Origin of the sequence: Tsukamurella pseudospumae (assembly GCF_001575195.1) — a bacterium.
Classification (GTDB): domain Bacteria; phylum Actinomycetota; class Actinomycetes; order Mycobacteriales; family Mycobacteriaceae; genus Tsukamurella; species Tsukamurella pseudospumae.
On record NZ_LSRF01000058.1, the window covers coordinates 985,764 to 1,007,758 of the forward strand.

Sequence of the window (21,995 nt, forward strand, 5' to 3'; positions counted from 1 at the left end):
ACTAGGAGGTGCCCTCCTCCTCGGCGATGACGCCCTCGCCGTCACCGCCGACTTCCTCGCCGATCGCCTCGCGCGCCTCGGCCTGCTTCTCGTTCGCAGGCAGCGAACCCTCCGAGACCGTTCCGTCGGCGTGCTTCTCCACGACCGAGAGCACCAGCCCGTCGTCGCCGGCGTCCACCCGCACGGTGTCGCCGCCGACGACATCGCCGCGCAGCAGCATCGATGACAGCCGGTTGTCGAGCTCCTTCTGCACCGTCCGGCGCAGGGGTCGGGCTCCGAACTGGGGCTGGAAGCCCTCGTCCGCCAGCCAGTCCTCCGCGGTGGAGCTGACGTCCAGCTCCACATCCTGTGCGCGCAGCAGCCGACGCGTGCCGTCCAGGATCAGCTCGACGATGTTGCGCAGCTGCGCCTTGTCCAGCCGGTGGAAGATCACCGTGTCGTCGATCCGGTTGAGGAACTCGGGCCGGAAGTGCACCCGCAGCCGGTCCTTGACCTTCGGGATCACCGATTCGAAGTCGTCGTCCGGCGCGTCCAGGATCAGGTCGGCCCCGATGTTCGACGTCAGGATCACGATGGTGTTCTTGAAGTCGACGGTGCGGCCCTGCGCGTCGGTCACGCGGCCGTCGTCGAGCAGCTGCAACAGCACGTTGAAGACATCGGGGTGCGCCTTCTCGACCTCGTCGAACAGGATCACCGAGTAGGGCTGGCGGCGCACCTTGTCGGTGAGCTGACCGGCCTCCTCGTAGCCCACGTAGCCGGGAGGCGCGCCGACGAGCCGAGAGACGGTGTGCTTCTCCTGGAACTCGCTCATGTCGAACCGGATCAACCGATCCTCATCGCCGAACACCGTGGCGGCCAAGGACTTCGCCAGCTCGGTCTTGCCGACACCGGTGGGGCCGAGGAACAGGAACGAGCCGATCGGCCGGCTCGGATCCTTGAGCCCGGCGCGAGCGCGACGGACCGCCTCGGCGACGGCGAGCACGGCCTCGTCCTGGCCGATCACCCGGTCATGGAGGTCGTCCTCGAGGCGCAGCAGCTTCTCCCGCTCCTCGGACGTGAGGTCCGCGACGGGGATGCCGGTGCGCCGGGAGACGACCTCGGCGATGTCGACGACGGTGACCTCGGGCTCGGGCTCGCCTCCGCCCGCGGCCGCGAGCCGCTCCTCGGCCGCACTGATCTTCTCCTTGAGGTCGTCGGCGGTCTTGTAGTCCTCGCCCTCGACGGCGCTGTCCTTCTCGCGCCGCAGTGCGGCCAACTCGTCCTCGATCGACCGGGTGTCGGCGTCGGGGGTCTTGGTGCGCAAGCGGACCCGCGCGCCGGCCTGGTCGACGAGGTCGATCGCCTTGTCGGGCATGAACCGGTCGGTGATGTACCGGTCCGACAGTTCCGCGGCCGCCACCAGTGCGGCGTCCTCGTACCGCACCTGGTGGTGCTCCTCGTAGACGTCGATGAGGCCGCGCAGGATCTCGATCGTGTCGTCGACGGAGGGCTCGCTGACCATCACGGGCTGGAACCGTCGCTCGAGCGCCGCGTCCTTCTCGATGTACTTGCGGTACTCGTCGATGGTGGTGGCGCCGATCGCGTGCAGCTCCCCGCGCGCCAACGCGGGCTTGAGCATGTTGCCGGCGTCCATGGAACCCTCACCGCCACCGCCGGCGCCGATGATCGTGTGCAGTTCGTCGATGAACACGACCAGTTCGTCGGAGTGCTCGCGCACCTCGTCGAGAACCTTGGTCAGCCGTTCCTCGAACTCGCCGCGGTACTTGCTGCCCGCCACCATCGAGCTCACGTCGAGCGCGACGACCCGATGCCCCGCAAGGGTTTTCGGCACGTCGTCGTTGACGATCCGTTGTGCGAGCCCCTCGACGATGGCCGTCTTGCCGACGCCCGGATCGCCGATCAACACCGGATTGTTCTTACGTCGCCGAGACAGGATCTCGATGGTCTGCTCGATCTCCTCCGCGCGGCCCACGACCGGGTCGACCTTGCCCGCGCGGGCCTCGGCCGTGAGGTCGCGGCCGTACTCGTCGAGCGTCGGGGTCGTGCTCTCCTGCTGCGTGGCCTGGCCGGCGCCGACGGGCTTGCCCGGCTTGCCCGGCGCCGACGTCGCGGACATACCGCCACCCGAGAGTGCTTGCGCAGCAACCGTATCCGGGTTGTCGGCGATGCCGAGCAGGATGTGCTCGGGTCCCACGTAGGACTGCCCGTTCTGCGCCGCGTGCTGCTGAGCCACTCGCAGCGCGCGCCGCGAGGCCGGGCTGAGCGACGGTGCGCCGTCCATCGCGGCCGGGTTCGCGCTCGCCTGCGCCGCCGCCTGCATCGCGGCGGCGACCTTGTCCGGGTCGAGCTTGAGCCGAGCGATCACGTCGCGCGTCGGCTCGTTCATCGCCGCCGCATAGAGCAGGTGCTCCGGAGTGATCTCCGAATTGTCCCAGTCCGCCGCGGCCACCTGGGCCTCCGCGAGCAGGCTCTTCGCCTGGTCGTTGAGGAGTCGGTTGAGGTCCACCCGCGCCGTCGCCGGGCGGCCGACCGAGTTGCCGAAGAAGCGCTGGAAGATGTCGTCGAAGACGCCGTCGAGTTCACTCATGGGAATTGCCTTTCTCCGGTACTCGGGGGCTCGGGTTCGAACGGGAGGTTCTGTCGCAGAAGTCAGTTGGTGAGCGGCACGGAGGCTTCGGCGGTGTACGCGAGGAAGGTGAAGGTCTCCTGCAGGTACAGCTGCACCGACTCGGCGTCGTGGCTGAGGTAGCCGATCTCGACGTCCGTGCCCAACCGCAGCTCGTAATCGCCGCCGCGGGTGGTCAGCGCGAACGCTCCGTCGATCGCGGGCGCCCAGATGATCTCACCGTCCACGAGCCGGTTGAGCTGCTCGCGGACGGGGTAGCCGTGATCGGAGGTCTCGCTGATGCTGGTGTACACGTCGGCGGACAACACCACGGAGTACGGGCCGTTGACGCCCGCGAGACGCAGATCCTCCAGCGCCTTCGCCACAGCGTCCGGTGTCTCGAGCGGATCCGAGGGGAGTGCGATGGCGGCGTTCGACGACGACGCGCGCATCCCGCCGATCGACGCCGCGGGGTAGCCCTCGAAGACGGCGCGGTCCTCGGCGTAGGCGAGCTGCTTCGCCGCCGCCTTGACCGGATCCCAGTCGGCGTCCTGCGCGCCCCGCTCGACCGAGTCGATCGCGGAGCGGCTCAACGTGAAGGGCACGCGGAGGCGGACGAGTGGCACGCTCTCGCGCAGGTCCGCCTGAACGCCGTCCGCGGGACCGTCGACCGAACGCACGTGGCCGGTGCCGACGGCGGCGGCGGTCGGGCCGTCCGGCCCCGTCACGTCGACGACGCGGCGGCCGGCGATGTTGCGCTTGAAAGTCCGTGCCGCCTCGTCCTCGATCTGCTCCCAAGCCTCGGGGGTGACGGGCGCCAGTTCCCGGTACAGGTTGTTCATGCTTGACTTCCTTTCAAACTGCCGATCTCGAGCGAGCCGCCGGTTGCGGCGGGCGTGGTGGTCGCGGTCTCCTCCGACGACGGTGCGCCGCCGGCGGGGAGGTCCGGTGGGGCGTCGAGCCAGTCTCCGGTGGGGGTGAAGAAGAGGCATCCGGTGTGTGCGGTCGAGAAGTCGAGGATGCGGTCGGTGTTGCCGGGCGGGTCGCCCAGGAACATGTTGCGCAGCATGCGTTCCGTGACCTCCGGGTCACGGGAGTATCCGATGAAGTAGGTGCCGAACTCCGCACTGCCGAGCTCGCCGAAGGGCATGTTCTGCCGGACGATCTGCAGCTGGTTGCCGTCCTCGTCGTTGATCACGTTCAGGGCGATGTGTGCGTTCTTCGGCTTCACGTCGTCGGCCATCTCGATGTCCTCGAGCTTGCTGCGCCCGATGACCTTCTCCTGGTCCTCGACCGACAGTGCCCGCCACGCCGTCATGTCGTGCAGGTACTTCTGGATGTGCACGTAGCTGCCGCCCGCGAAGTCGGGATCCTCGGATCCGACCGCGGTCGCGTTCACGGCGGCAGCGCCCTCGGGGTTCTCCGTCCCGTCGACGAAGCCCAGCAGGTCGCGGGCGTCGAAGAAGCGGAAGCCGTGCACCTCGTCGACCACGGTGACCGCGTCCCCGAACGAGTCGAGGATGCGCCAGGTCAACTCGAAGCACATGTCGAGGGTGCTCGCCTTGACGTGCAGCAGCACGTCGCCCGGTGTCGACGGGGCGCGGTGCCGCGGACCGTCGAGCTCGATGAACGGATGCAGCCCCGTGGGCCTGGGGCCGGCGAAGAGTCGATCCCAGACGTCCGAGCCGAACGAGGTGGTGAGCGAGAGGTGCTTGTCCGGATACCGGAATCCGACGGAGCGGGTGAGGCCGGACAGGTTGTCCAACGCGTCGTGAACCCGCTCCTCCTGCCCGTCCGAAACGGTGAGCACGACGAACATCGCGGCCTCGGTCAACGGTGATGTCACAACTTGATTCGGAACCACGAAAATCACCCTAGCCCTTCCCCGGACGGTGCGGAGGTCGAAGCAGATCGGTACGCCGCGCTGCGAAAAGCCGCGCGTGCGATGATGGTCGGCGAACCCGATGCCGGCTCTGCACCGGCGGATGCGGGTGGAATCCGTACGACCGGAGGGAGCCGGACATGACGTGGATCGCAGTGGTGGTACTGGGGATCGCTTCGCTCGCCGGGCTCGGATTCGCGTGTGCGGTGTCCACGCCCCGTCGCCCGGCGTCCGACGCGACGTACACGACGAGCGCGCTCGTGGCCGCCGGAGCGGTCGTGGGGTCGGCCCTGTTCGCGGTGATCGCCGCGATCCTTGTCGCGACCGGATAGCGGTGGCGCGCGGCCGGCCCCGATCCGGCTGCCCGAGCGCTTCCGACCCGACCTGCGCGACAGTGGACACGCCCTTCGCGTCGCCGTCGCGCTCCTGATCCCCGGTCTGCTGCTGATCGCCTGAGGCCGTCCCGAGCTTCTCGTGTACGCCGAGTTCGGCGCCTTCGCGGGCATGTACGGCCGCGGCGAGAAGGGGCGGCCCCGGATCGTGCATCAGGTGCAGGCCGGTGGACTGCTGGTCGCGGGCGAGGCCCTGGGGATCACGCTCGCGCACCATCACGCACCGCCCTGGGTGCTCGTGGTCGTCGGTGTCGTGTTCGCCACCGTCTGCTCCGTCCTGTCCGATGCGGTGCGGCTGCGCCCCGCAGGCCCGTTCTTCTTCCTGTTCGCGATGGGTGCCACCGCCACGCTGCCCGCCGGTCTCGCGCCGCCCTGGCAGGCCCTCGCGATCTGCGCCGCGACCGCGGTGTTCGCGATCGTCATCGGCGCGTTCGGCCGACCCGGCCCGTTGCGCGGGCGGCCCTGGCTGGACGGCATCGCCATGGTGCTGCGCCGGCCCGCGCCCGGCGTGGGTATCCACGCCCTGCGCTACGCCCTGGCAGTCGGCCTCTCGGGTGCGGCCGGTGTCCTACTCGGCGTCGACCACGCGAACTGGGCGATGGCGGCCGCCGCCGTGCCGCTCGCCGTCATCGACGCCGGCCGACCGTCCGACGCGGAGGCCGGGCTGGTGCTGACCCGCGCCACCCACCGCACCATCGGCACCTTCGTGGGGCTCGCCGTGGCAGCGGGTCTGCTCGCGCTGGACCTGGAGCCCACCGCGCTGGCTCTGATCGCGATCGCGCTCCTGTTTCCGACCGAGCTGTACATGGCGCGGCACTACGCCGTCGCGATCGGCTTCTTCACCCCGCTGATCATGCTGATGACCGAGCTGGCGGACCCGTCGGATCCGTTGCGGATGTTGCTCTACCGCGGCATCGACACCCTGATCGGCGTGGTCGTCGGCGTCGCGGTGGCACTGCTGGTGCGCAGCCCGTCCGAACGCCGGGCCTGAGCCGCGCCCGACGCCCCGTCGGAGGACGCCGGGCTCGGCCGCGCACCGTCGAACCGGTCAGACCTTCGCGCCGGGGCTGGCGGAACCGTCCGACGTGTACGAGCTCGCGCCCACGCCGGCGAGCGCGCCGCCGTCCACGATGAGGTACTCGTCGCGGATCGCGGACCCGGCGAAGAAGTCCTCGAGGATCTCGCGCGTGCCCGCGGCGTACCGGGCCTGAGCGGAGAGGGTGGTGCCGGAGACGTGCGGGGTCATCGCGTGGTGCGGCATGGTGCGCCACGGGTGGTCGACGGCCGGCGGCTGCGGGAACCAGACGTCGCCCGCGTACCCGGCGAGCTGTCCGGACTCGAGGGCGGCGACGATGTCGTCGCGGACCACGATCTCGGCGCGCGCGGTGTTGACGATGTAGCTGCCGCGACGCATCGTCGCCAGCAGGTCGGCGTCGAACATGTGGTAGGTCTTCGGGTGCAGCGGGGCGTGGATGTCGACCACGTCGACCGAGCGGACCAGCGATTCGACGGAGTCGTGGTAGGTCAGGTTCAGCTCCTGCTCGAGCTCACGGGGCAGGCGGCGGGTGTCGAAGTAGTGCAGCCGCACGCCGAACGGCGCGAGCCGGCGCATCACGGCCTGGCCGATGCGGCCGGCGGCGATGATGCCGACGTCCATGCCCTCGAGGTCGTAGGCGCGCTCGACGCAGTCGGCGATGTTCCAGCCGCCCTCGATCACCCACTTGTACGAGGGCACGAAGTTGCGGACCAGCGTGAGGATCTGCATGACGGCGTGCTCGGCGACACTGATCGAGTTGCTGTAGGTGACCTCGGCGACGGTGATCCCGGCCCTGATCGCGGCGTCCAGATCGACGTGGTCGGAGCCGATGCCGGCGGTGAGCGCGAGCTTGAGGTTCGGCGCCTTCGCGATCCGCTCCGCGGACAGATAGGCGGGCCAGAAGGGCTGCGAGATGACGACCTCGGCCTCGGCCAGGTGTCGCTCGAACTCGGGCCCGTCTTTCTCGGAGGTCACGATCAACTCGTGGCCGGCGGCCTCCAGGTACTTCCGCAGGCCGAGCTCGCCGGACACGCAGCCGAGCAGCTCACCGGGCGTGAAGTCGATCGCGGCGGGGGAGGGGGATCGTCTGGCCGCCGGGGTACGCCTCGATCAGCGGGATGGAGTCGCGGGCGTACTCGGGCGGGTAGCCGGTGACCGGGTCGGGGTACAGTACACACAGAATCTTCGCCATGATCGCTCCTCGAATAGTTGAGGGGGAGAATTGATTTCGTCCCTCTGCAACCACTCTCCCGCGAGTTTCGGGGGCGCGTCCAATACCGGAATCCGTTCGGTCGATAGGCGGCGCCGATCACCCCTGATCGGGGCTCACGCGTCGCGGCGCGCGCTCTCCGCAAGCGCCCGCGCGAGCACCGACTCGGGCTCACCCGCGCCGCGGACGAGGGCCACCGGGGTCGCGAGCCCGTCCGCATCCTCGAGCTCGACGGTCCGCGTGCCCGACGGTGCGCGGTACGTCGCGATCCAGGCACGGGGCACGATCGAGGCCCACCGCCCGGCCCCGACCATCGCGAGGAGCGTGGCGACGGAGTCGGCCTCGAGGCGCGGCGACAGTCGCACCCCGTGCGCACGGGCGGCCCCGTCGACGAGGTCCCGGCCGTGCATGCCCTCGTGCAGCAGGCACATCGGCAACTGCGCGGCATCCGTCCAGGCGAGGGGACCGTCACCGTCGGGGAGGAGGTCCTCGCGGGCGATGAGCGCGAGCCGGTCGGTGTAGAGCGGGGTCACGGACAGCCCGTCGGTGTCGACTCCGTCCCGGTAGACGATGCCGGCGTCGAGCTCGAATCGGCGGATCCGCTCGACGATGTCGGCGGAGCGCAGCCCCGCCCGCACCCGGATCCGCACGAGCGGGTGGGCGGTGCAGAACGGGTCGGTGAGTAGGGCGGCCGAGGTCGCGGCGGCGGGGATCACGCCGAGCGCGAGCTCGCCGGTGAGTCCCGTGCGCAGTGCGGTGACCTCGTGCTCGAGGGCGTCGCGGTCGGCGAGGATCCGACGCGCCCAGGGCACGAGCCGCTCGCCCTCCGGGGTCAGGCCCTCGAAGGAGGAACCGCGCAGCACGAGCGGCACCTTCAGCTCGCGTTCGAGCTTGCGGATGGCCTCGGACAGTGCCGGCTGCGAGACGTAGCAGGCGCTCGCGGCGCGGGCGAAGTGCTGCTCGCGGGCGAGGGCGACGAAGTACTCGAGCTGCCGGAAGAGCATCTCTCCGCGCTACAGGATCTCGTCGACGGCCTCGGTGGGACGGGCCATGCGCGTGCCCTTGGCCGTCACGACGAAGGGCCGCTCGATGAGGCGCGGATGCGCGACCATCGCGTCGAGCAGGGCGTCGTCGGTGGCGTCCGCGAGTCCGAGCTCCTTGTACTCCGCCTCGCGCGTGCGGACCGCCTGCCGGACGGTGAGCCCGGCATCGTCGATCAGTTTCGTCAGCTCCGCCTTCGTCGGGACCTGATCGAGGTACTTGACCACCGTCACCGTCGCCCCCGCCTCCTGGAGGCGGGTGAGTGCCTGGCGGGACTTGCTGCACTGGGGATTGTGGTAGATCGTCGCGTCCATGTCGCCCAATCTAGTCTGCCACCGTGAGTTCGACGGAGACGGTGTCGCCGGCCTCCACGCGCTCGGCGGCGCGCACCGCCTTCTTCACGGGCAGCACGTAGGTGCCGCGCTTGGCGTCCGGGAAGATCGACGTGGCCCACGTGGTCGCGCCGATGGTGACGGAGACGCGAACGCTCCCGAACCCCGGCCTGGATCCGTCGACGGTGTCGGCGATCTCGTCGGCCAGGTGGTTCGGGAGCGAGACGAAGTGCCAGGCGCCGGTCGATTCCGCGAGCCAGATCTCGGCCCGGAAGTCGCCCCGCACGCCCGTCACGGCGGGCTACGCGTTGCCGTTGAAGAGGCTCGTCACCGAGCCGTTCTCGAAGACCTCGCGGATGGTGCGGGCCAGCAGCGGTGCGATCGGGAGCACGGTGAGGTTCTCGAAGTGCTTCTCCGGCGGGATCGGCAGCGTGTTGGTGGCGATCACCTCGCGCGCACCGCAGTTGGCGAGCCGCTCGGTGGCGGGCTCGGAGAAGACGCCGTGCGTAGTCGCGATGATCACGTCCTTCGCGCCGGCCTCCTTGAGCACGCCCACGGCGCCGGCGATGGTGCCGCCGGTGTCGATCATGTCGTCGATGAGGACGCAGGTGCGGCCGGCCACGTCACCGACGACGCGGTTGCTCTTGACCTGGTTCGCGACGTTCGGGTCGCGGGTCTTGTGCACGAAGGCCAGGGGCGCACCGTCGAGGGCGTCGGCCCACTTCTCGCCCACCTTGACGCGGCCGGCGTCGGGGGAGACGACGACCATGTTCTCGGTACCGTAGTGCTCACGCACGTAATCGGCGAGCATCGTCTGCGCGTGCATGTGGTCGACGGGGCCGTCGAAGAAGCCCTGGATCTGGTCGGTGTGCAGGTCGACCGTGATGATCCGGTCGGCGCCCGCCGTCTTGAAGAGGTCCGCGACCAGGCGGGCCGAGATCGGCTCGCGGCCGCGGTGCTTCTTGTCCTGGCGGGCGTAGGGGTAGAAGGGGAGCACCGCGGTGATCCGCTTCGCCGAGCCGCGCTTGAGCGCGTCGATCATGATCAGCGTCTCCATGATCCACTGATTGACCGGGTACGGAGCGCTCTGCAGGACGAACGCGTCGCTGCCGCGCACGGACTCCTCGAAACGCACGAAGATCTCGCCGTTGGCGAAATCGCGTGCCGTCTGCGGTGTGACCTCGATACCGAGCTCGTCGGCGACCTGCTGCGCCAGCTCGGGGTGGGCACGACCCGCGAACAGCATCAGGTTCTTCTGGTTATCGATCCAGTTGCTCACTGCTCGTCAATCCTCGCGATAGCCTGCTGGGCCGCGTCCGCCGAGCTCGTGCCCGGGCGTTTGTGCAGTACCCAATCCTCGATGTTGCGCTGATCCGCGGCGGACACCGCAAGGGCTCCCGGTGGCACGTCGCGCTTGATCACGGTACCCGCTCCCGTGTACGCGCCGTCGCCGACCTCCACCGGGGCGATGAGCATCGTGTCGGATCCGATGCGCGCGTGGTCGCCGATCACCGTTCGGTGTTTGTTCACCCCGTCGTAATTCACCGTCACCGTGGCGCAGCCGATGTTGCTGCCCTCGCCGACGGTGGCGTCGCCGATGTAGCTCAGGTGCGGGATCTTGCTCCCGGCGCCGATCTGCGCGTTCTTGGTCTCGGCGAACGCGCCGATCTTGCCCCTCGGCCCCAGGTCGGTGTTCGGTCGCAGGTAGCTGAACGGGCCGACCGTCGCGTTCTCGCGGATCGCCGACAGGTGCACCTCGCTGCGGAGCACGGTCGCGCCGGCGCCGACCTCGGTGTCGACCAGGGTGGTGTCGGGCCCGATCACGGCGTCCTCCGCGATGACGGTCGCCCCGCGCAGGTGCGAGCCGGGTTCGATGGTGACGTCCTGGGCGATCTCGACGTCGACGTCGATGTAGGTGCTCTCCGGGTCGATGACGGTGACGCCGGCCAGCTGATGCCCCTCGACGATCCTCCGGTTCATCTCGCGGCCGAGCTGGGAGAGCTGGATCCGGTCGTTGCAGCCGGCCACCAGCATCTCGTCGTCGACGTGGTCGCCGCGGACGAGCTGGCCCGCGGCGCGCGCGATGCCGATCACGTCCGTGAGGTACAGCTCGCCCTGCGAGTTGTCCGGCCGTAGCTGCGCGAGCGCGGAGACGAGGTGGACGTGGTCGAAGGCGTACACGCCGGAGTTGATCTCCGTGATCGCGAGCTGCTCCGGGGTCGCGTCCTTCTGCTCGACGATCTGCGTGACCTGCCCGTCCTGCGTGCGCAGGACCCGGCCGTAACCGGTGGGATCCGCGACGGCGGTGGTCAGCACGGTGACCGCGGCGCCGGCACCGTCGGTGTGGGTGTCCAAGAGCTCCTGCAGTGTCGTGGTGTCGAGAAGCGGTACGTCCGCGGCCGTCACGACGACGGTGCCTGCGAAATCGTCCGGCAGCGCGCCGAGGCCGGCCTGCACGGCGTCGCCGGTGCCGCGCTGTTCCGCCTGGACCGCGACGAGGATCGCGTGATCGAGTTCGTCCGCGGTGCCGAGCGCGGCCGCCGACACGCGGTCGCGATCGTGGCCCACGACCACGACGAGGTGGTCCGGCCGCGTCCCGGCGGCCGCGTGCAGGGCGTGTCCCAACAGGGTGCGCCCGGCGATCGTGTGCAGCACCTTCGGGGTCTTCGACCGCATCCGCGTTCCCGCGCCCGCGGCGAGGATCACCACCGCTGTACCGTTCGCCATCGCTGCTCCTGAGGTCTCGTGCCGTGTCGTGCGTTCGCGTCGAGCGTCGGGTGCGATCCTACGAGAGTCCGCGCCGGTCACGGTCCGTGGCACAATGCTTGGCGACGGTTCCGAATCGCATTCGGTCCCGGTCTCCCGTGGTGTAATCGGCAACACTTCTGATTTTGGTTCAGACATTTCAGGTTCGAGTCCTGGCGGGAGAGCAGTTTTCACGTTCCAGCAGGTCGCGCCCGTTCCCAGCTCTCGACCTCGCCGGGCACGGCCCGGAAGCTCGGGTGCGGGTCCGGCCGTTCGACGCCGCGCCACTGCGCCGCGACGTCCGGGTTGCGGACGTCGAGCTTCGCCATCAGGTGGGCCCACTCCAGGTCGAGCTGTCCGATGGTGACATCGATCGGCGACACGGTCGCGGCGGGTTCGTCGATCCGGGAGCGGTCGAAGTTGTAGCCGCGGGCATCGGCCTCGTCGGCGATCGCGGCCAGGTAGGAGCCGACCGTGCCGAGCGGCTCCGGCGTCGCCCGGAATCGCTGCAGCTGCGGGTGCTGCGTGTAGCCCTTCGTCCGGCCGGCCAGCACGGCCTGCGCGAGCAGCGTCTCGCGCCAGCAGGCGACGAGCGCCTGCCGGTCGAGGTAGCGCGGGTGCACCGACCAGATCCTCATCGCTACAACCTATGCCCGCTGAGATGTCGCGCCCGGCGGCGCCGGCACCGCGACACGCCGGATCGGCGCCGCCTGGGGTGACATTTCAGCGCCCGCTCCGGTCGTCCCGCGCGGCGGCGCGGGTGAATCGTCCGGAATGTCCACGGGCCCAACCCCGCTGCAAGCCCCGCGTAAGAGCGCGGTGGCGCAATGGCGTCATGAATCCGGAGCAGTCGTACCAGCAGCAGCCGTACCCCCAGAACGGCCATCCTCAGCAGCCGTACCCGAATCAGCAGTACGCGCAGCAGCCGTACCCGCCGCAGCAGTACCCGCATCCCGCGCAGGGCCCCGTGTTCCAGGCGAAGTTCCGCAAGCACACCGGGCTGATCATCCTGGCGCAGTGGCAGGACTCCTATGTCACCGGTTCGTACGCGGACGTGCGCGCCGCGTACCGGGCCGCGCAAACGCACAATCTGCTCGCGGGCTGGTGGGGTCTGATCTCGTTGCTGGTCTACAACTGGATCGCGCTCATCGGCAACACGTCCGAGATGGGCCGGATCAAGCAGCAGGCGCGGGCCGCCGGACTCGAGGTCTAGCGGCCCGCGCCTCGGCGGGACGACGACGCGGAAGGGGGAACCGCGTCACCGTCGAGTCGTCAGTTGGGCGCTTCCCAGTCGTATCCCGTGCCCGTGTCCACCTCGACGCACTCGAGCACGTCGCCGTTCGCGGTGGTGATGCGCTGGCCCTCCTGGGTCGAGCTGCAGGAGTCGTACATCGAGGGGGTGTCGGCGGCCGCGATGGCCGGGGTGAAGGCGAAGGTGGCGGTGGCCGCGAGGAATCCGGCCGTGGCGAGGGTCTTTCGGCTGATGTTCATGATTCGACGATGCGCCGCGAACCTGTCAGTCGGTTGTCAGGGGCATGGGTCTGCGCTGGCAGTGTTCCCCGAATTCTCAGGAACCGTTTCCGCGCAGGTCGGTCCGGTGCTCGGCGATCGCGATCGCGCCATTTCCTGTCGCAGAGGTTGACAACAATGAGCTTCAGCCATAACGTGAAATCTGCTCGATACGACATAGATTTTCGGATGGGAGCGAGAGATGAACAAGCATCGCACCACGGCAGCGGGCTCGGCCGAGCCGGCTCCGGCGGCTCCACCCCTCGTTCTTCATCCGCGCAGCGGAGTCGTGATCGTCGTCCTGCTCGTGCTCACTCTGGGGCTGATGATCGTGCCCCTGATCGTGAGCATGCTGGGCGCGCCGGTCGGCTGACCGTCGAGCAGTACCCAACGGACCCTCTTCTCGAAGGAGACAACCATGAGCTTCAGCGACGACGCCAAGAACAAGGCACAGGACATCAAGGGCCGCGCCAAGGAGGCGGCGGGCTCCGCACTCGACGATCAGGACCTCAAGAACGAGGGCCGCGGCGACCAGGCGGAGGCCTCGGTGAAGGACAAGATCGCAGGCGTCGCGGACAAGGTCAAGGAGGGAGTCGACGAGGTGAAGGACAAGCTCTCCGGCAAGTGAGCGCCACCCGCCGACCCCACGACGATGGGAGCTGGACATGATTCGACGGATCGCACGACCCCTGCTCGGATCGTTCTTCGTCTACACCGGGTACACCGGTCTGACGAGCGATCCGGGGCACAAGGCGGATACCGTCGCGCCGCTCGTCGAGAAGGCCACTGAGTCCCTGCCGGACTCGACGGTGATCCCGACAAGTGCCCGGACCTGGCTGCGGATCAACTCGGGTGTTCAGCTCGGCGGCGGGCTGCTGCTCGCCACCGGCCGGCTGCCTCGGGCCTCGTCGTTGACCCTCGCGGGGACCCTGGTCCCCGCGACGGCCGTCGACCACCCGTTCTGGCGGGAGTCCGACCCCGAGATCCGGCGTGAACAGCAGCTGCACTTCGTGAAGAACCTGTCGCTGTTGGGCGGACTGCTCATCGCGGGGTTCGACACGGAGGGCAGGCCCGGTGCCACCTGGCGAGCCCGCCGCGCGGCGCAGCGTGCGTCGGAACGGGTCTCGGACACCGTCTCCGCGATCGCGCCGCACGGCGAGCACCACGGAGACGAGAGTGTCTGGCGCGAACGGGCACATGCCGCACAGGAATACGGTGCGCACGCGATCGAGCGTGCCAAGCCGGCGATCACGGACGCGGTGGGCAGGGCCAAGCCCGTGGTCACCGACGCGGTCGACAAGGCCAAGCCGGTGCTGACCGACGCCGCGGAGCGGGCACGGCCCGTGCTCGCAGACGCCGCCGACACGGCGTCGGATCTGCTCAGCGCGGCGAGCGAGCGGCTCCATACGTTGCGAGACGAGGCGTTCGAGGTGGTGGCGGATCGACGGCGTGCGATCGCGTAATGTGGGGCGCCCGGCCTGATTCGGTCGGGGTAGGGCTACACGAATCGAGGTGCCCGTGCCCCGCAGGCCAGAGTTCACCGGGCGCTACACGGACGCCCTGCACGCCCTCGAGGTCTCGACCGAGCGCGACGCCCGGGTGGAGAACATCGACGGTCAGTACGCCCTGCGCGTCGATTTCGAGCTCGGCCGCTACCTGCTCGCCACCAACAACGACGAGCTGGTCGGGCTCGCGGACGAGGACGCGGGCAGGCCCTGGCGGGTCCGGTTCTTCGACGGTGCGTTGGCCGACGGGCCGTCGACCCTGGTGGCGGACAGGTCCGCCGCGTGGCTGATCGACGCCTACGACGCCGCGGTCGCGGACCTGCCGCCCCTGGTGGAGCTCCCGCCGCACAGCTGATCCGGCCCGCGCGTCGGGCCGGATCGGCGGGTGGTCCACCACGGGTCGGTCCTGAAGATCTACAGTGTCGGGAGCAGGTTTTCGCTTCCTCGCGGCGTATCGCATCGACGATGCGGCGCGGAGGGACCCGAAGGAGGAGTGCGATGACGGACTCGCATCGCGTGCGCTCCGATCTCGGTGTGTACAGCATCTCGGTGGCGTCGGAGTTGTCGGAGGTCGGCCTGCAGACGCTCCGGCTCTACGAACGGCGCAACCTCATCCGGCCGCACCGCACCGCGGGCGGCACGCGCCGCTACAGCGAGAACGACATCGCACGGATCCGGCGGATCACCGAGCTCGTCGCGACGGGCGTCAATCTGCCCGGCGTCGACCGGATCCTCAGTCTCGAGGACGAGTGCGCGGACCTGCGGGCGCAGCTCGACACCTGCCGCGCGGGAGCCGAATAGCCCTCTAGGGCTGGACGTTCACCGAGTACGCCGCCGCGGCATCGCGCACGTCCAGCACGTACTTGCGGGACTGGTTGTAGACCATCACGGCCTTCTCCCACCCCGCCGCGGTGGTGAGGTCCTTCCCGGACACGCACAGGTACCGCGCGGCGGTCATCGCGGCGTCGTCGATGTTGTCGGGGTCGGCCTTCCCGTCGCCGTTGGCGTCCACGCCGAAGCGCTTCCACGTCTCGGGGATGAATTGGAACGGTCCCATCGCCGCGTCGTACTTCGCGTTCGGGCGGTGCGGATCGGTGCCCGTGGCCAGGATCTCCTGGTTGCCGTTCGTCCCGTCCAGCGGAACGCCGCGGATGGGCGGGGAGACCTGACCGTTCGCCGCGACGGTGGCCCCGTGGTAGGTGCCGTGCTTGCTCTCGATGAACGCGATCCCGGCGAGCGTGGTCCAGGTGATGCCGCACTCGGGCGTGCGCTGACGCAATGCCTCGGCGGCGTTGCCGTAGGCCTCGAGGGAGATCACGGGGATCCCGGTGGCCACGCTGATCGGGGTGGCCCAGTCGCGCAGGAGCTCGGCGGTGCGGCCGGGCCCGTTCACGTTGATCAGCGGCACCGGCGCGCCGGCCCCGGGCGGGATGCCCTGCGGGATCTCGGGGCGCGGGGAGATCACGCCGCAGGCGGCGAGCGCCGTCGACGCGACGCCGACGACGAGCGCCGCACGCATGCGGGAACTGATCATGGGAAGGCCGTGAACTCTCTTCGACTGCGGAAAACCGAACGCGAGGTCAACGTCCGGTTCGCGCCTCGGGGTTCCCGACGTGATCGTCGTCCCAGGCGGCGACCCATGATTCTACCCCGCCCGCGGCCATCACAGTCTCGGCTGCGCGCACCCGGTCCATGAACGCGAGCACGCGCCGACGGTAGTCCAGTTCGAAAGCCGCGTCCTGCTGCTCGGGGTCGACGGTGACCGTGCGCACATCCTCGGGGACCAGCTCGGCGGGGAATTCGACGGTGCGCAGCCGCTCGAAGACCTTCGCGACCAGGGCCAACGCGGGCTGGCTCAGCGAGATCGAGTCCAGAACGGAGTCCCGCTCGCCGCGCTCCAGACGCTTCTGGCGCTCCCAGTTCTCGGCCTGCGTCGCGACGTCGACCGCGGCACCGTCGGCGAGGTGCGGCGTGCGCCTGCGCACCTTGGCGGCCAGGGTGCGGGCAACGTCGTCGATGCCGAACGGATGCGCACCTTCTTCGGCGATCCGGGCGTGGAAGACGACCTGCAACAGCAGGTCGCCGAGCTCGCTGCGCAGCTCCGCCGCCGCCCGCGACCCGGCCTCCTCGTCGGTCTCGGGATCGTCGAGCGCGGCGACGGCATCGGCGACCTCGTAGGTCTCCTCCACGAGGTAGCGCAACAGACTGGAATGGGTCTGCTCGGACTCCCAGGGCCCCTCGCGCCGCAGCCGATCGATCAGCGCGACGGTGTCGAGCACGGCGAGCCCGGCGGGCGCGGGCGCCGCGATCACGTCGGCGCCCGCCTCGCGGAGCGCGATCGCGGCCGGGTGCCCGGCGTCGGAGGTGAGCATCGTGGCCCCCGGCGGAACGTCCGCGCCGAGGACCGGGCGCCCCGCGGGCAAATGCCACACGAGCCCCACGGGCAATTCCTCCGTGTAGTGCACGGGTCCGCCCAGGTGCCTCAGGGCCGCCACGGGCAGCAGGGTGGGCACCGCGGGGTTCACCAGGACGACGGTGCCGCCCCCGCCGGTCACGCCGGCGCCCCGGACGTCGCCTCGACGCGCGGCGGCTGGTCGAGCCGCCAATAGCCGGCTCCCTTGCCCGCCATCGCGGCGAGGAAGTCGGCGACGGCCTGGAGGACCTCGATGTCGCGCACCCGATCGCTGCCCACGCCGCCACCGCCGACGCGCGGCAGCGGGAAGGTGACGGTGCGCGTCGCGGCGCGGTAGGACCCGCCGGGGTAGAGCCGCTTGAGACGCATCTGCTGCGAATCGAGCAGCTCCATCGGGGAGACGCGCAGGTTGGTGCCGGTCACGATGATCTCGGTGACGCCGGCGGCACGCGCCAGCGATCGCAGGCGTGCGATCGCGGCCAGTCGTTCCACTTCGACGGGCGGCGGACCGTAGCGGTCAGTGAGCTCGGTGAGCACCTCGGCGACGGCCGCATCGTCGTGCGCCGCAGCCAGTTTGCGATACGCCTCCAAGCGCAATCGGTCGCTGGTGACGTAGTCGGGCGGGATGTGCGCGTCCACCGGGAGGTCGATGCGCACCTCCTTCTGCTCCTCCTCGATGACGATGGGCTTGCCGTCCGCCGCGGCGCGGTAGGCCTCCACCGCCTCGCCGACGAGCCGCACGTACAGGTCGAACCCGACCCCGGCCACGTGGCCCGACTGCTCCGCACCCAACACGTTGCCGGCGCCGCGGATCTCGAGGTCCTTCATCGCCACGGCCATGCCCGCACCGAGGTCGTTGTTCTGGGCGATGGTCGCAAGGCGGTCGTACGCGGTCTCGGTGAGCGGCTTCTCCGAGGGGTAGAGGAAGTAGGCGTAGCCGCGCTCGCGGGAGCGGCCCACGCGCCCACGGAGCTGATGCAGCTGGGACAGGCCCAGGTTCTCCGCCCGCTCGACGATGAGCGTGTTCGCGTTCGAGATGTCCAGGCCCGTCTCGACGATCGTGGTGCACACGAGTACGTCGAACTCGCGGTTCCAGAAGCCCTGCACGGTGCTCTCGAGGGCCTCCTCGCCCATCTGGCCGTGCGCGACCACGACGCGCGCCTCGGGGACCATGTCGCGGATGTGTTTGGCGGCGCGGTCGATCGAGCTGACCCGGTTGTGCACGTAGAACACCTGGCCGTCGCGCAGCAACTCGCGCCGGATCGCCGCGGCCACCTGCTTGTCGTCGTACGCGCCCACGTAGGTCAGCACCGGATGGCGCTCCTCCGGCGGGGTGAGGATCGTCGACATCTCGCGGATGCCGGCCATGCTCATCTCCAGTGTGCGGGGGATCGGCGTGGCGCTCATGGTGAGCACGTCGACGTTGGTACGCAGCGCCTTGATGTGCTCCTTGTGCTCGACGCCGAAGCGCTGTTCCTCGTCGACCACCACGAGCCCCAGGTCCTTCCACCGCACGCCCGTCTGCAACAGTCGGTGCGTGCCGACCACCACGTCGACGCTGCCGTCGGCCAGGCCCTCGAGGACCTGCCGGGTCTCGAGCTTGTCGGTGAACCGGGACAGACCCTTCACGGTGACGGGGAAGCCCTGCATCCGCTCCTCGAAGGTCTTCAGGTGCTGTTGTGCGAGAAGGGTGGTCGGCACCAGAACCGCGACCTGCTTGCCGTCCTGGACGGCCTTGAAGGCGGCGCGCACGGCGATCTCGGTCTTGCCGTAGCCGACGTCGCCGATGACCACGCGGTCCATCGGGACCGCCTTCTCCATGTCGCCCTTGACGTCGCCGATCACGGTCATCTGGTCGACGGTCTCGGTGAACGGGAAGGCGTCCTCCATCTCGCGCTGCCACGGCGTGTCCGGGGCGAAGGCGTGGCCGGGCGCGGCGTTGCGGGCGGCGTACAGCTGCACCAGCTCGCCGGCGATTTCACGGACGGCCTTGCGCGCCTTGCGCTTGGTGTTCTGCCAGTCGCTGCCGCCCATCTTCGACAGGGCGGGCATCTCGCCGCCGACATACCGCGAGAGCTGGTCGAGCGACTCCATCGGCACGAAGAGCTTGTCGCCCGGCTGGCCGCGCTTGCCGGGCGCGTACTCGATGACGAGGTACTCGCGCCGCGCGCCCGCGACGGTGCGCTCGATCATCTCGACGAACTTGCCGATGCCGTGCTCGTCGTGCACCACGAGGTCGCCCGCCGTGAGGGCCAGCGGGTCGACCTGGTTGCGGCGCTTGGCAGGCAGCCGCCGGCCGTCGCCGACGCCCGCCACCCGGTTACCCGTGAGGTCGGGCTCGGCGAGCAGGACGAGCTTCTCCGACGGGACGGTCAGGCCCGTCTGCAGGCTGCCGCGCAGGACGCCGACGGTGCCCGCCTTCGGGGCGGCGCCCGCGTCGAGCTCGGCGGCGGGGACCTCGGCGTCGCGCAGCCGCTCCAGGATGCGGGCGCGGGTGCCCTGGCCCGCCACGACGATGACGCCGGTGCCGCCGGACGCGGCGTGCGCACGCAGCGTGGCGAACAGCTTCTCCGCCTCCGCCTCGGATCCCCGTGGCGCGGGCGCGTGTTCGGCGCGGATGATCAGGTGGTCGTCGTCGGCCTCGGGGCCGGAGGCCAGCGGGGAAACCGTCCACCAGGGCACACCCCGTGCGGCGGCCGACTTCCGCACCTCGTCGAGGTCGCGGTAGGCGCTGGCGCCCAGGTTCATTCCGCTCGGGTCGAGCGGCGCGGCCGAGCCGAGCGCGGCCGCGGTCCAGGACGCCTCCAGGAACTCCTGCCCGGTGCGGCCGAGATCCGCTGCGCGGGTGCGGATCTTCTCCGGATCGAGCAGCAGGGCGTGCGCGGCCGCGGGCAGCACGTCGGTGAGCAGTTGCAACTCCCCGGGGACGAGTGCGGGGATCAGTGCCTCCATGCCCTCGACGGGGATGCCCTGGGAGAGTTTCTCGAGCATCTCCACGAGCGCCGCGTCGGCGGCGTGCTCCGCCTTGAGCTCCGCCGCCCGGTCGCGGACCGCGGCGGTGAGCAGCAGCTCGCGGCACGGGTAGACGTGCACGGTGCCGACCTCGACCTCGGGCTGCGAACGCTGATCCGCCACGGAGAAGGCGCGCAGGTCGGTGATCTCGTCGCCCCAGAACTCCACGCGCACGGGCAGATCGGTGGTCGTGGGAAAGACGTCCAGGATGCCGCCGCGCACGGCGAACTCGCCGCGCTTGCCCACCATGTCGACCCGCGTGTACGCCAGCTCGACCAATGTCTCGATGAGCTCGTCGAAGTCGTGCTCGACGCCCTCCCGCAACGTGATCGAAGGTGCGTCGCCCAGCCCCGGCGCCATCGGCTGCACCAGCGAGCGGACCGTCGCCACGACGGCGCGCAGCGGCTCGCCGTACTGCGCGTCGTCGGGATGCGCCAGGCGGCGCAGCACCTGCAGCCGCCGCCCGACGGTGTCTGCGCCGGGGGAGAGCCGCTCGTGCGGGAGCGTCTCCCAGCTGGGGAACTGGGCCACGGCACCGTCGCCCAGCATCTCGCGGAGCTCGGACGTCAGGTCGTCCGCCTCGCGCCCGGTGGCGGTGACGACGAGGACGGGTGAGCGGTCGGCGAGGGCGGAGACGAGGAAGGGCCGCGCACCGTCGACCGCGGTGACGGTGAGGTTCCGCCGGCCCGCGGCGGCGGCGAAGGCGGCGATGTCGGGATCGGCGGCGACCGCCCTGGTCAGTCCGGAGAGGGCTGGAACGTGCGTGGGGGCGGCGTTGGACACCCGACCAGTCTATGGGCGGGGTCCGACATCTCGACCCGGGCCTTGACAGGTGATGTGGGTCACCTTTAAGTTCCCTGAGTATGGAGAATGAAACATCAGCGTTCCGGATGGGTGTGCGAAGTATCGCGGCGCTGATCAGCGCGATCGTCGTGGTCGCGACCGGCTTCGTCGCGACCCCCGCCGCCCAGGCGGTCCCGGCCATCGTCGAGCCCGCCCCGCCCGCGGACTCCTTCTACGACCGACCGGCCGACCTGGCATCGATGAAGCCGGGCGAGATCGTGCGGACTCGCACCACGTCGATCCGGTCGCTGCAGGTCATGCCGGTCAACGTGGACGCCTGGCAGCTCGCCTACCGGACCACGGGCATGGACGGTGCGCCGGACATGACGGTGACCACGGTGATGGTGCCGCGAGGGAAGAAGCCGACCAAGCTGCTGTCCTACCAGGCGGCCGCCGACTCGACCCTGCGGATCTGCCAGTCGTCGTACGCCGCGACCAAGGGCGGTCCGGTCGACCTCGCGGCGAAGGAGGGGCCGCTCACCTTCGGCATGCCCGCCGCCGAGCTGCTGTTCGCGAATCTCGGCCTGCAGGAGGGCTGGGCGGTGTCGATGCCCGATCACGGCGGCGGTGACAACAGGTTCCTCACGCCCCGTCAGCCCGGGTGGGCGGTCCTCGACGGCATCCGCGCCGTCGAGAACTTCACTCGCCTCGGCATGAACGCCAAGACGCCCGTCACACTGTGGGGCTACTCGGGCGGCGCGATCGCCAGCAGCTGGACCATCGAGGAGCAGCCGACCTACGCGCCGGAGCTCAACATCCGCGGTGCGGCCTTCGGTGCGCCGGAGCGCGACCTGGAGGCCTCGCTGCGGTCGGTGAACACGTCGTTGCTCGCGGGCCTGATCCCGCTCGCCCTCTCCTCGCTCGGTAAGGACTCCGAGGAGTTCCGGGCGGCGCTGGACAAGGTGCTCACGCCGGAGGGCCGGGCGCGGGTCAATGCGACCCGCAGCCACTGCATGCCGCAGAACGTGGTCGCGAACCTGTGGTTCGACTACAACCGGATGCTGACCAAGCCGGTGGACGAGGTGTTGCGGATCCCCATCATCGCCAAGACCATTCGTGAGCGTGGTGTCAGCGGCCGCGTCCCGACGGTGCCGGCCTACGTCTACAACGGCATCACCGAGGAGGTCGCGCCGATCACCGGGACCGACAAGCTGGTGAACTCCTACTGCAAGGGCGGTGCCTCGGTGACCTACCGCCGGGAGGAGTTCCCGCCGAACCCGGTCAAGCAGCTCATGACGACCCATGGCACCGTCGTGGTGACCGGCGCGGGCGGCGCCTTCAATTGGCTCAAGGACCGGATGAACTCGACCGGGCCGGCACCGTCGGGCTGCGACATCCGCAATGTCTTCAGCAGTGGCCTCGAGCCCGCGGCGATCGGCACCTTCGGGCAGGCGATCGGCACGATCCTCGCCTCGCTGGTCGGTGCGCCGATCGGGACGGGACCCCGGTAGTCGGCCAGGCGGAGGCGGG

General features: G+C 70.0%; 21 protein-coding genes, 1 tRNA gene and 2 pseudogenes. 10 read left to right on the forward strand and 14 right to left on the reverse strand.

What is annotated here, in order from left to right; all coding sequences use genetic code 11:
- Position 1 precedes the first annotated feature (1 nt).
- From AXK60_RS23325 to AXK60_RS23335, 3 genes are all read right to left on the reverse strand, one after another.
- The gene (locus AXK60_RS23325; protein ID WP_082778212.1) at positions 2-2,587 is read right to left on the reverse strand and encodes an ATP-dependent Clp protease ATP-binding subunit; all 2,586 of its coding nucleotides are present in this window, start codon (positions 2,585-2,587) and stop codon (positions 2-4) included.
- Between the two features lie 62 nt (positions 2,588-2,649).
- On the reverse strand, positions 2,650-3,447 hold the full coding sequence (locus AXK60_RS23330) for a family 1 encapsulin nanocompartment shell protein (protein WP_068574921.1): 798 nt from the start codon (positions 3,445-3,447) through the stop codon (positions 2,650-2,652).
- The gene (locus tag AXK60_RS23335) at positions 3,444-4,451 is read right to left on the reverse strand and encodes a Dyp-type peroxidase (RefSeq protein ID WP_425315231.1); all 1,008 of its coding nucleotides are present in this window, start codon (positions 4,449-4,451) and stop codon (positions 3,444-3,446) included. The genes AXK60_RS23330 and AXK60_RS23335 overlap by 4 nt, the downstream gene beginning before the upstream one ends.
- Positions 4,452-4,627: 176 nt before the next feature.
- Between AXK60_RS23335 and AXK60_RS23340 the strand changes: the two genes are divergently transcribed.
- Complete coding sequence (locus AXK60_RS23340) at positions 4,628-4,819, forward strand: hypothetical protein (protein ID WP_068574922.1); 192 nt, start codon at positions 4,628-4,630, stop codon at positions 4,817-4,819.
- A 28-nt stretch (positions 4,820-4,847) separates the two neighbouring features.
- A pseudogene (locus AXK60_RS23345) lies at positions 4,848-5,870 on the forward strand (FUSC family protein).
- Positions 5,871-5,927: 57 nt separating this feature from the next.
- Here AXK60_RS23345 and AXK60_RS23350 read toward each other — a convergent pair.
- The 6 genes and pseudogenes from AXK60_RS23350 to glmU form a co-directional block, all read right to left on the reverse strand.
- Positions 5,928-7,107: pseudogene (locus tag AXK60_RS23350) on the reverse strand (NAD-dependent formate dehydrogenase).
- A 134-nt stretch (positions 7,108-7,241) separates the two neighbouring features.
- Entirely contained in the window at positions 7,242-8,129 is an 888-nt protein-coding gene (locus AXK60_RS23355) for a LysR family transcriptional regulator (RefSeq protein WP_068574923.1), read from the reverse strand.
- 9 nt (positions 8,130-8,138) lie between these two features.
- Entirely contained in the window at positions 8,139-8,480 is a 342-nt protein-coding gene (arsC, locus tag AXK60_RS23360; RefSeq protein WP_068575318.1) for an arsenate reductase (glutaredoxin), read from the reverse strand.
- A 10-nt stretch (positions 8,481-8,490) separates the two neighbouring features.
- Positions 8,491-8,793 carry a DUF1905 domain-containing protein gene (locus AXK60_RS23365; protein WP_082778213.1) on the reverse strand — a complete coding sequence of 101 codons (303 nt, stop codon included), beginning with the start codon at positions 8,791-8,793 and terminating at the stop codon, positions 8,491-8,493.
- Between the two features lie 6 nt (positions 8,794-8,799).
- Positions 8,800-9,777: a ribose-phosphate diphosphokinase gene (locus AXK60_RS23370; RefSeq protein WP_068574924.1), complete on the reverse strand. Its 978-nt coding sequence runs from the start codon at positions 9,775-9,777 to the stop codon at positions 8,800-8,802.
- On the reverse strand, positions 9,774-11,225 hold the full coding sequence (gene glmU, locus AXK60_RS23375) for a bifunctional UDP-N-acetylglucosamine diphosphorylase/glucosamine-1-phosphate N-acetyltransferase GlmU (RefSeq protein WP_068574925.1): 1,452 nt from the start codon (positions 11,223-11,225) through the stop codon (positions 9,774-9,776). The genes AXK60_RS23370 and glmU overlap by 4 nt, the downstream gene beginning before the upstream one ends.
- Before the next feature lie 131 nt (positions 11,226-11,356).
- On the opposite strand from glmU, the gene AXK60_RS23380 reads away from it, so the two are divergent.
- Positions 11,357-11,428, forward strand: a tRNA-Gln gene (locus AXK60_RS23380).
- Positions 11,429-11,434: 6 nt separating this feature from the next.
- On the opposite strand, the gene AXK60_RS23385 is transcribed toward AXK60_RS23380, so the two are convergent.
- Positions 11,435-11,881, reverse strand: a complete 447-nt coding sequence (locus AXK60_RS23385) for a pyrimidine dimer DNA glycosylase/endonuclease V (RefSeq protein ID WP_068574926.1) — start codon at positions 11,879-11,881, stop codon at positions 11,435-11,437.
- A gap of 197 nt (positions 11,882-12,078) precedes the next feature.
- Here AXK60_RS23385 and AXK60_RS23390 point away from each other — a divergent pair, with 197 nt between their 5' ends.
- The gene (locus AXK60_RS23390; protein WP_068574927.1) at positions 12,079-12,456 is read left to right on the forward strand and encodes a hypothetical protein; all 378 of its coding nucleotides are present in this window, start codon (positions 12,079-12,081) and stop codon (positions 12,454-12,456) included.
- 59 nt (positions 12,457-12,515) lie between these two features.
- Here AXK60_RS23390 and AXK60_RS23395 read toward each other — a convergent pair whose 3' ends face one another.
- The gene (locus AXK60_RS23395; RefSeq protein ID WP_068574928.1) at positions 12,516-12,734 is read right to left on the reverse strand and encodes a hypothetical protein; all 219 of its coding nucleotides are present in this window, start codon (positions 12,732-12,734) and stop codon (positions 12,516-12,518) included.
- 220 nt (positions 12,735-12,954) lie between these two features.
- On the opposite strand from AXK60_RS23395, the gene AXK60_RS27250 reads away from it, so the two are divergent.
- The 5 genes from AXK60_RS27250 to AXK60_RS23415 all read left to right on the forward strand — a co-directional run bounded on the left by AXK60_RS27250 (position 12,955) and on the right by AXK60_RS23415 (position 15,058).
- A complete protein-coding gene (locus AXK60_RS27250) occupies positions 12,955-13,125 on the forward strand; it encodes a hypothetical protein (protein WP_156485786.1) in 171 nt (56 codons plus the stop codon).
- Between the two features lie 45 nt (positions 13,126-13,170).
- Positions 13,171-13,380, forward strand: a complete 210-nt coding sequence (locus AXK60_RS23400) for a CsbD family protein (RefSeq protein WP_068574929.1) — start codon at positions 13,171-13,173, stop codon at positions 13,378-13,380.
- A gap of 37 nt (positions 13,381-13,417) precedes the next feature.
- The gene (locus AXK60_RS23405; protein ID WP_068574930.1) at positions 13,418-14,215 is read left to right on the forward strand and encodes a DoxX family membrane protein; all 798 of its coding nucleotides are present in this window, start codon (positions 13,418-13,420) and stop codon (positions 14,213-14,215) included.
- Positions 14,216-14,270: 55 nt separating this feature from the next.
- Complete coding sequence (locus AXK60_RS23410; protein WP_068574931.1) at positions 14,271-14,612, forward strand: hypothetical protein; 342 nt, start codon at positions 14,271-14,273, stop codon at positions 14,610-14,612.
- Between the two features lie 143 nt (positions 14,613-14,755).
- Positions 14,756-15,058: a MerR family transcriptional regulator gene (locus AXK60_RS23415; RefSeq protein ID WP_068574932.1), complete on the forward strand. Its 303-nt coding sequence runs from the start codon at positions 14,756-14,758 to the stop codon at positions 15,056-15,058.
- Between the two features lie 4 nt (positions 15,059-15,062).
- On the opposite strand, the gene AXK60_RS23420 is transcribed toward AXK60_RS23415, so the two are convergent.
- The 3 genes from AXK60_RS23420 to mfd are packed head-to-tail and all read right to left on the reverse strand — an operon-like array spanning position 15,063 to position 20,393.
- Complete coding sequence (locus tag AXK60_RS23420) at positions 15,063-15,791, reverse strand: lytic transglycosylase domain-containing protein (RefSeq protein ID WP_068574933.1); 729 nt, start codon at positions 15,789-15,791, stop codon at positions 15,063-15,065.
- Between the two features lie 46 nt (positions 15,792-15,837).
- Complete coding sequence (locus tag AXK60_RS23425) at positions 15,838-16,812, reverse strand: nucleoside triphosphate pyrophosphohydrolase (RefSeq protein ID WP_068747029.1); 975 nt, start codon at positions 16,810-16,812, stop codon at positions 15,838-15,840.
- The gene (mfd, locus tag AXK60_RS23430) at positions 16,809-20,393 is read right to left on the reverse strand and encodes a transcription-repair coupling factor (RefSeq protein ID WP_231855654.1); all 3,585 of its coding nucleotides are present in this window, start codon (positions 20,391-20,393) and stop codon (positions 16,809-16,811) included. The genes AXK60_RS23425 and mfd overlap by 4 nt, the downstream gene beginning before the upstream one ends.
- A 179-nt stretch (positions 20,394-20,572) precedes the next feature.
- On the opposite strand from mfd, the gene AXK60_RS23435 reads away from it, so the two are divergent.
- Complete coding sequence (locus tag AXK60_RS23435; RefSeq protein ID WP_068574935.1) at positions 20,573-21,976, forward strand: lipase family protein; 1,404 nt, start codon at positions 20,573-20,575, stop codon at positions 21,974-21,976.
- Positions 21,977-21,995 lie beyond the last annotated feature (19 nt).

Coding starts and splice junctions, on each gene's coding strand:
- AXK60_RS23325 (WP_082778212.1), bottom strand. CDS start 2,587: ATGAGTGAACTCGACGGCGTCTTCGACGACATCTTCCAGCGCTTCTTC.
- AXK60_RS23330 (WP_068574921.1), bottom strand. CDS start 3,447: ATGAACAACCTGTACCGGGAACTGGCGCCCGTCACCCCCGAGGCTTGG.
- AXK60_RS23340 (WP_068574922.1), top strand. CDS start 4,628: ATGACGTGGATCGCAGTGGTGGTACTGGGGATCGCTTCGCTCGCCGGG.
- AXK60_RS23355 (WP_068574923.1), bottom strand. CDS start 8,129: ATGCTCTTCCGGCAGCTCGAGTACTTCGTCGCCCTCGCCCGCGAGCAG.
- arsC (WP_068575318.1), bottom strand. CDS start 8,480: ATGGACGCGACGATCTACCACAATCCCCAGTGCAGCAAGTCCCGCCAG.
- glmU (WP_068574925.1), bottom strand. CDS start 11,225: ATGGCGAACGGTACAGCGGTGGTGATCCTCGCCGCGGGCGCGGGAACG.
- AXK60_RS23385 (WP_068574926.1), bottom strand. CDS start 11,881: ATGAGGATCTGGTCGGTGCACCCGCGCTACCTCGACCGGCAGGCGCTC.
- AXK60_RS23390 (WP_068574927.1), top strand. CDS start 12,079: ATGAATCCGGAGCAGTCGTACCAGCAGCAGCCGTACCCCCAGAACGGC.
- AXK60_RS23395 (WP_068574928.1), bottom strand. CDS start 12,734: ATGAACATCAGCCGAAAGACCCTCGCCACGGCCGGATTCCTCGCGGCC.
- AXK60_RS27250 (WP_156485786.1), top strand. CDS start 12,955: ATGAACAAGCATCGCACCACGGCAGCGGGCTCGGCCGAGCCGGCTCCG.
- AXK60_RS23400 (WP_068574929.1), top strand. CDS start 13,171: ATGAGCTTCAGCGACGACGCCAAGAACAAGGCACAGGACATCAAGGGC.
- AXK60_RS23405 (WP_068574930.1), top strand. CDS start 13,418: ATGATTCGACGGATCGCACGACCCCTGCTCGGATCGTTCTTCGTCTAC.
- AXK60_RS23415 (WP_068574932.1), top strand. CDS start 14,756: ATGACGGACTCGCATCGCGTGCGCTCCGATCTCGGTGTGTACAGCATC.
- AXK60_RS23420 (WP_068574933.1), bottom strand. CDS start 15,791: ATGATCAGTTCCCGCATGCGTGCGGCGCTCGTCGTCGGCGTCGCGTCG.
- AXK60_RS23435 (WP_068574935.1), top strand. CDS start 20,573: ATGGGTGTGCGAAGTATCGCGGCGCTGATCAGCGCGATCGTCGTGGTC.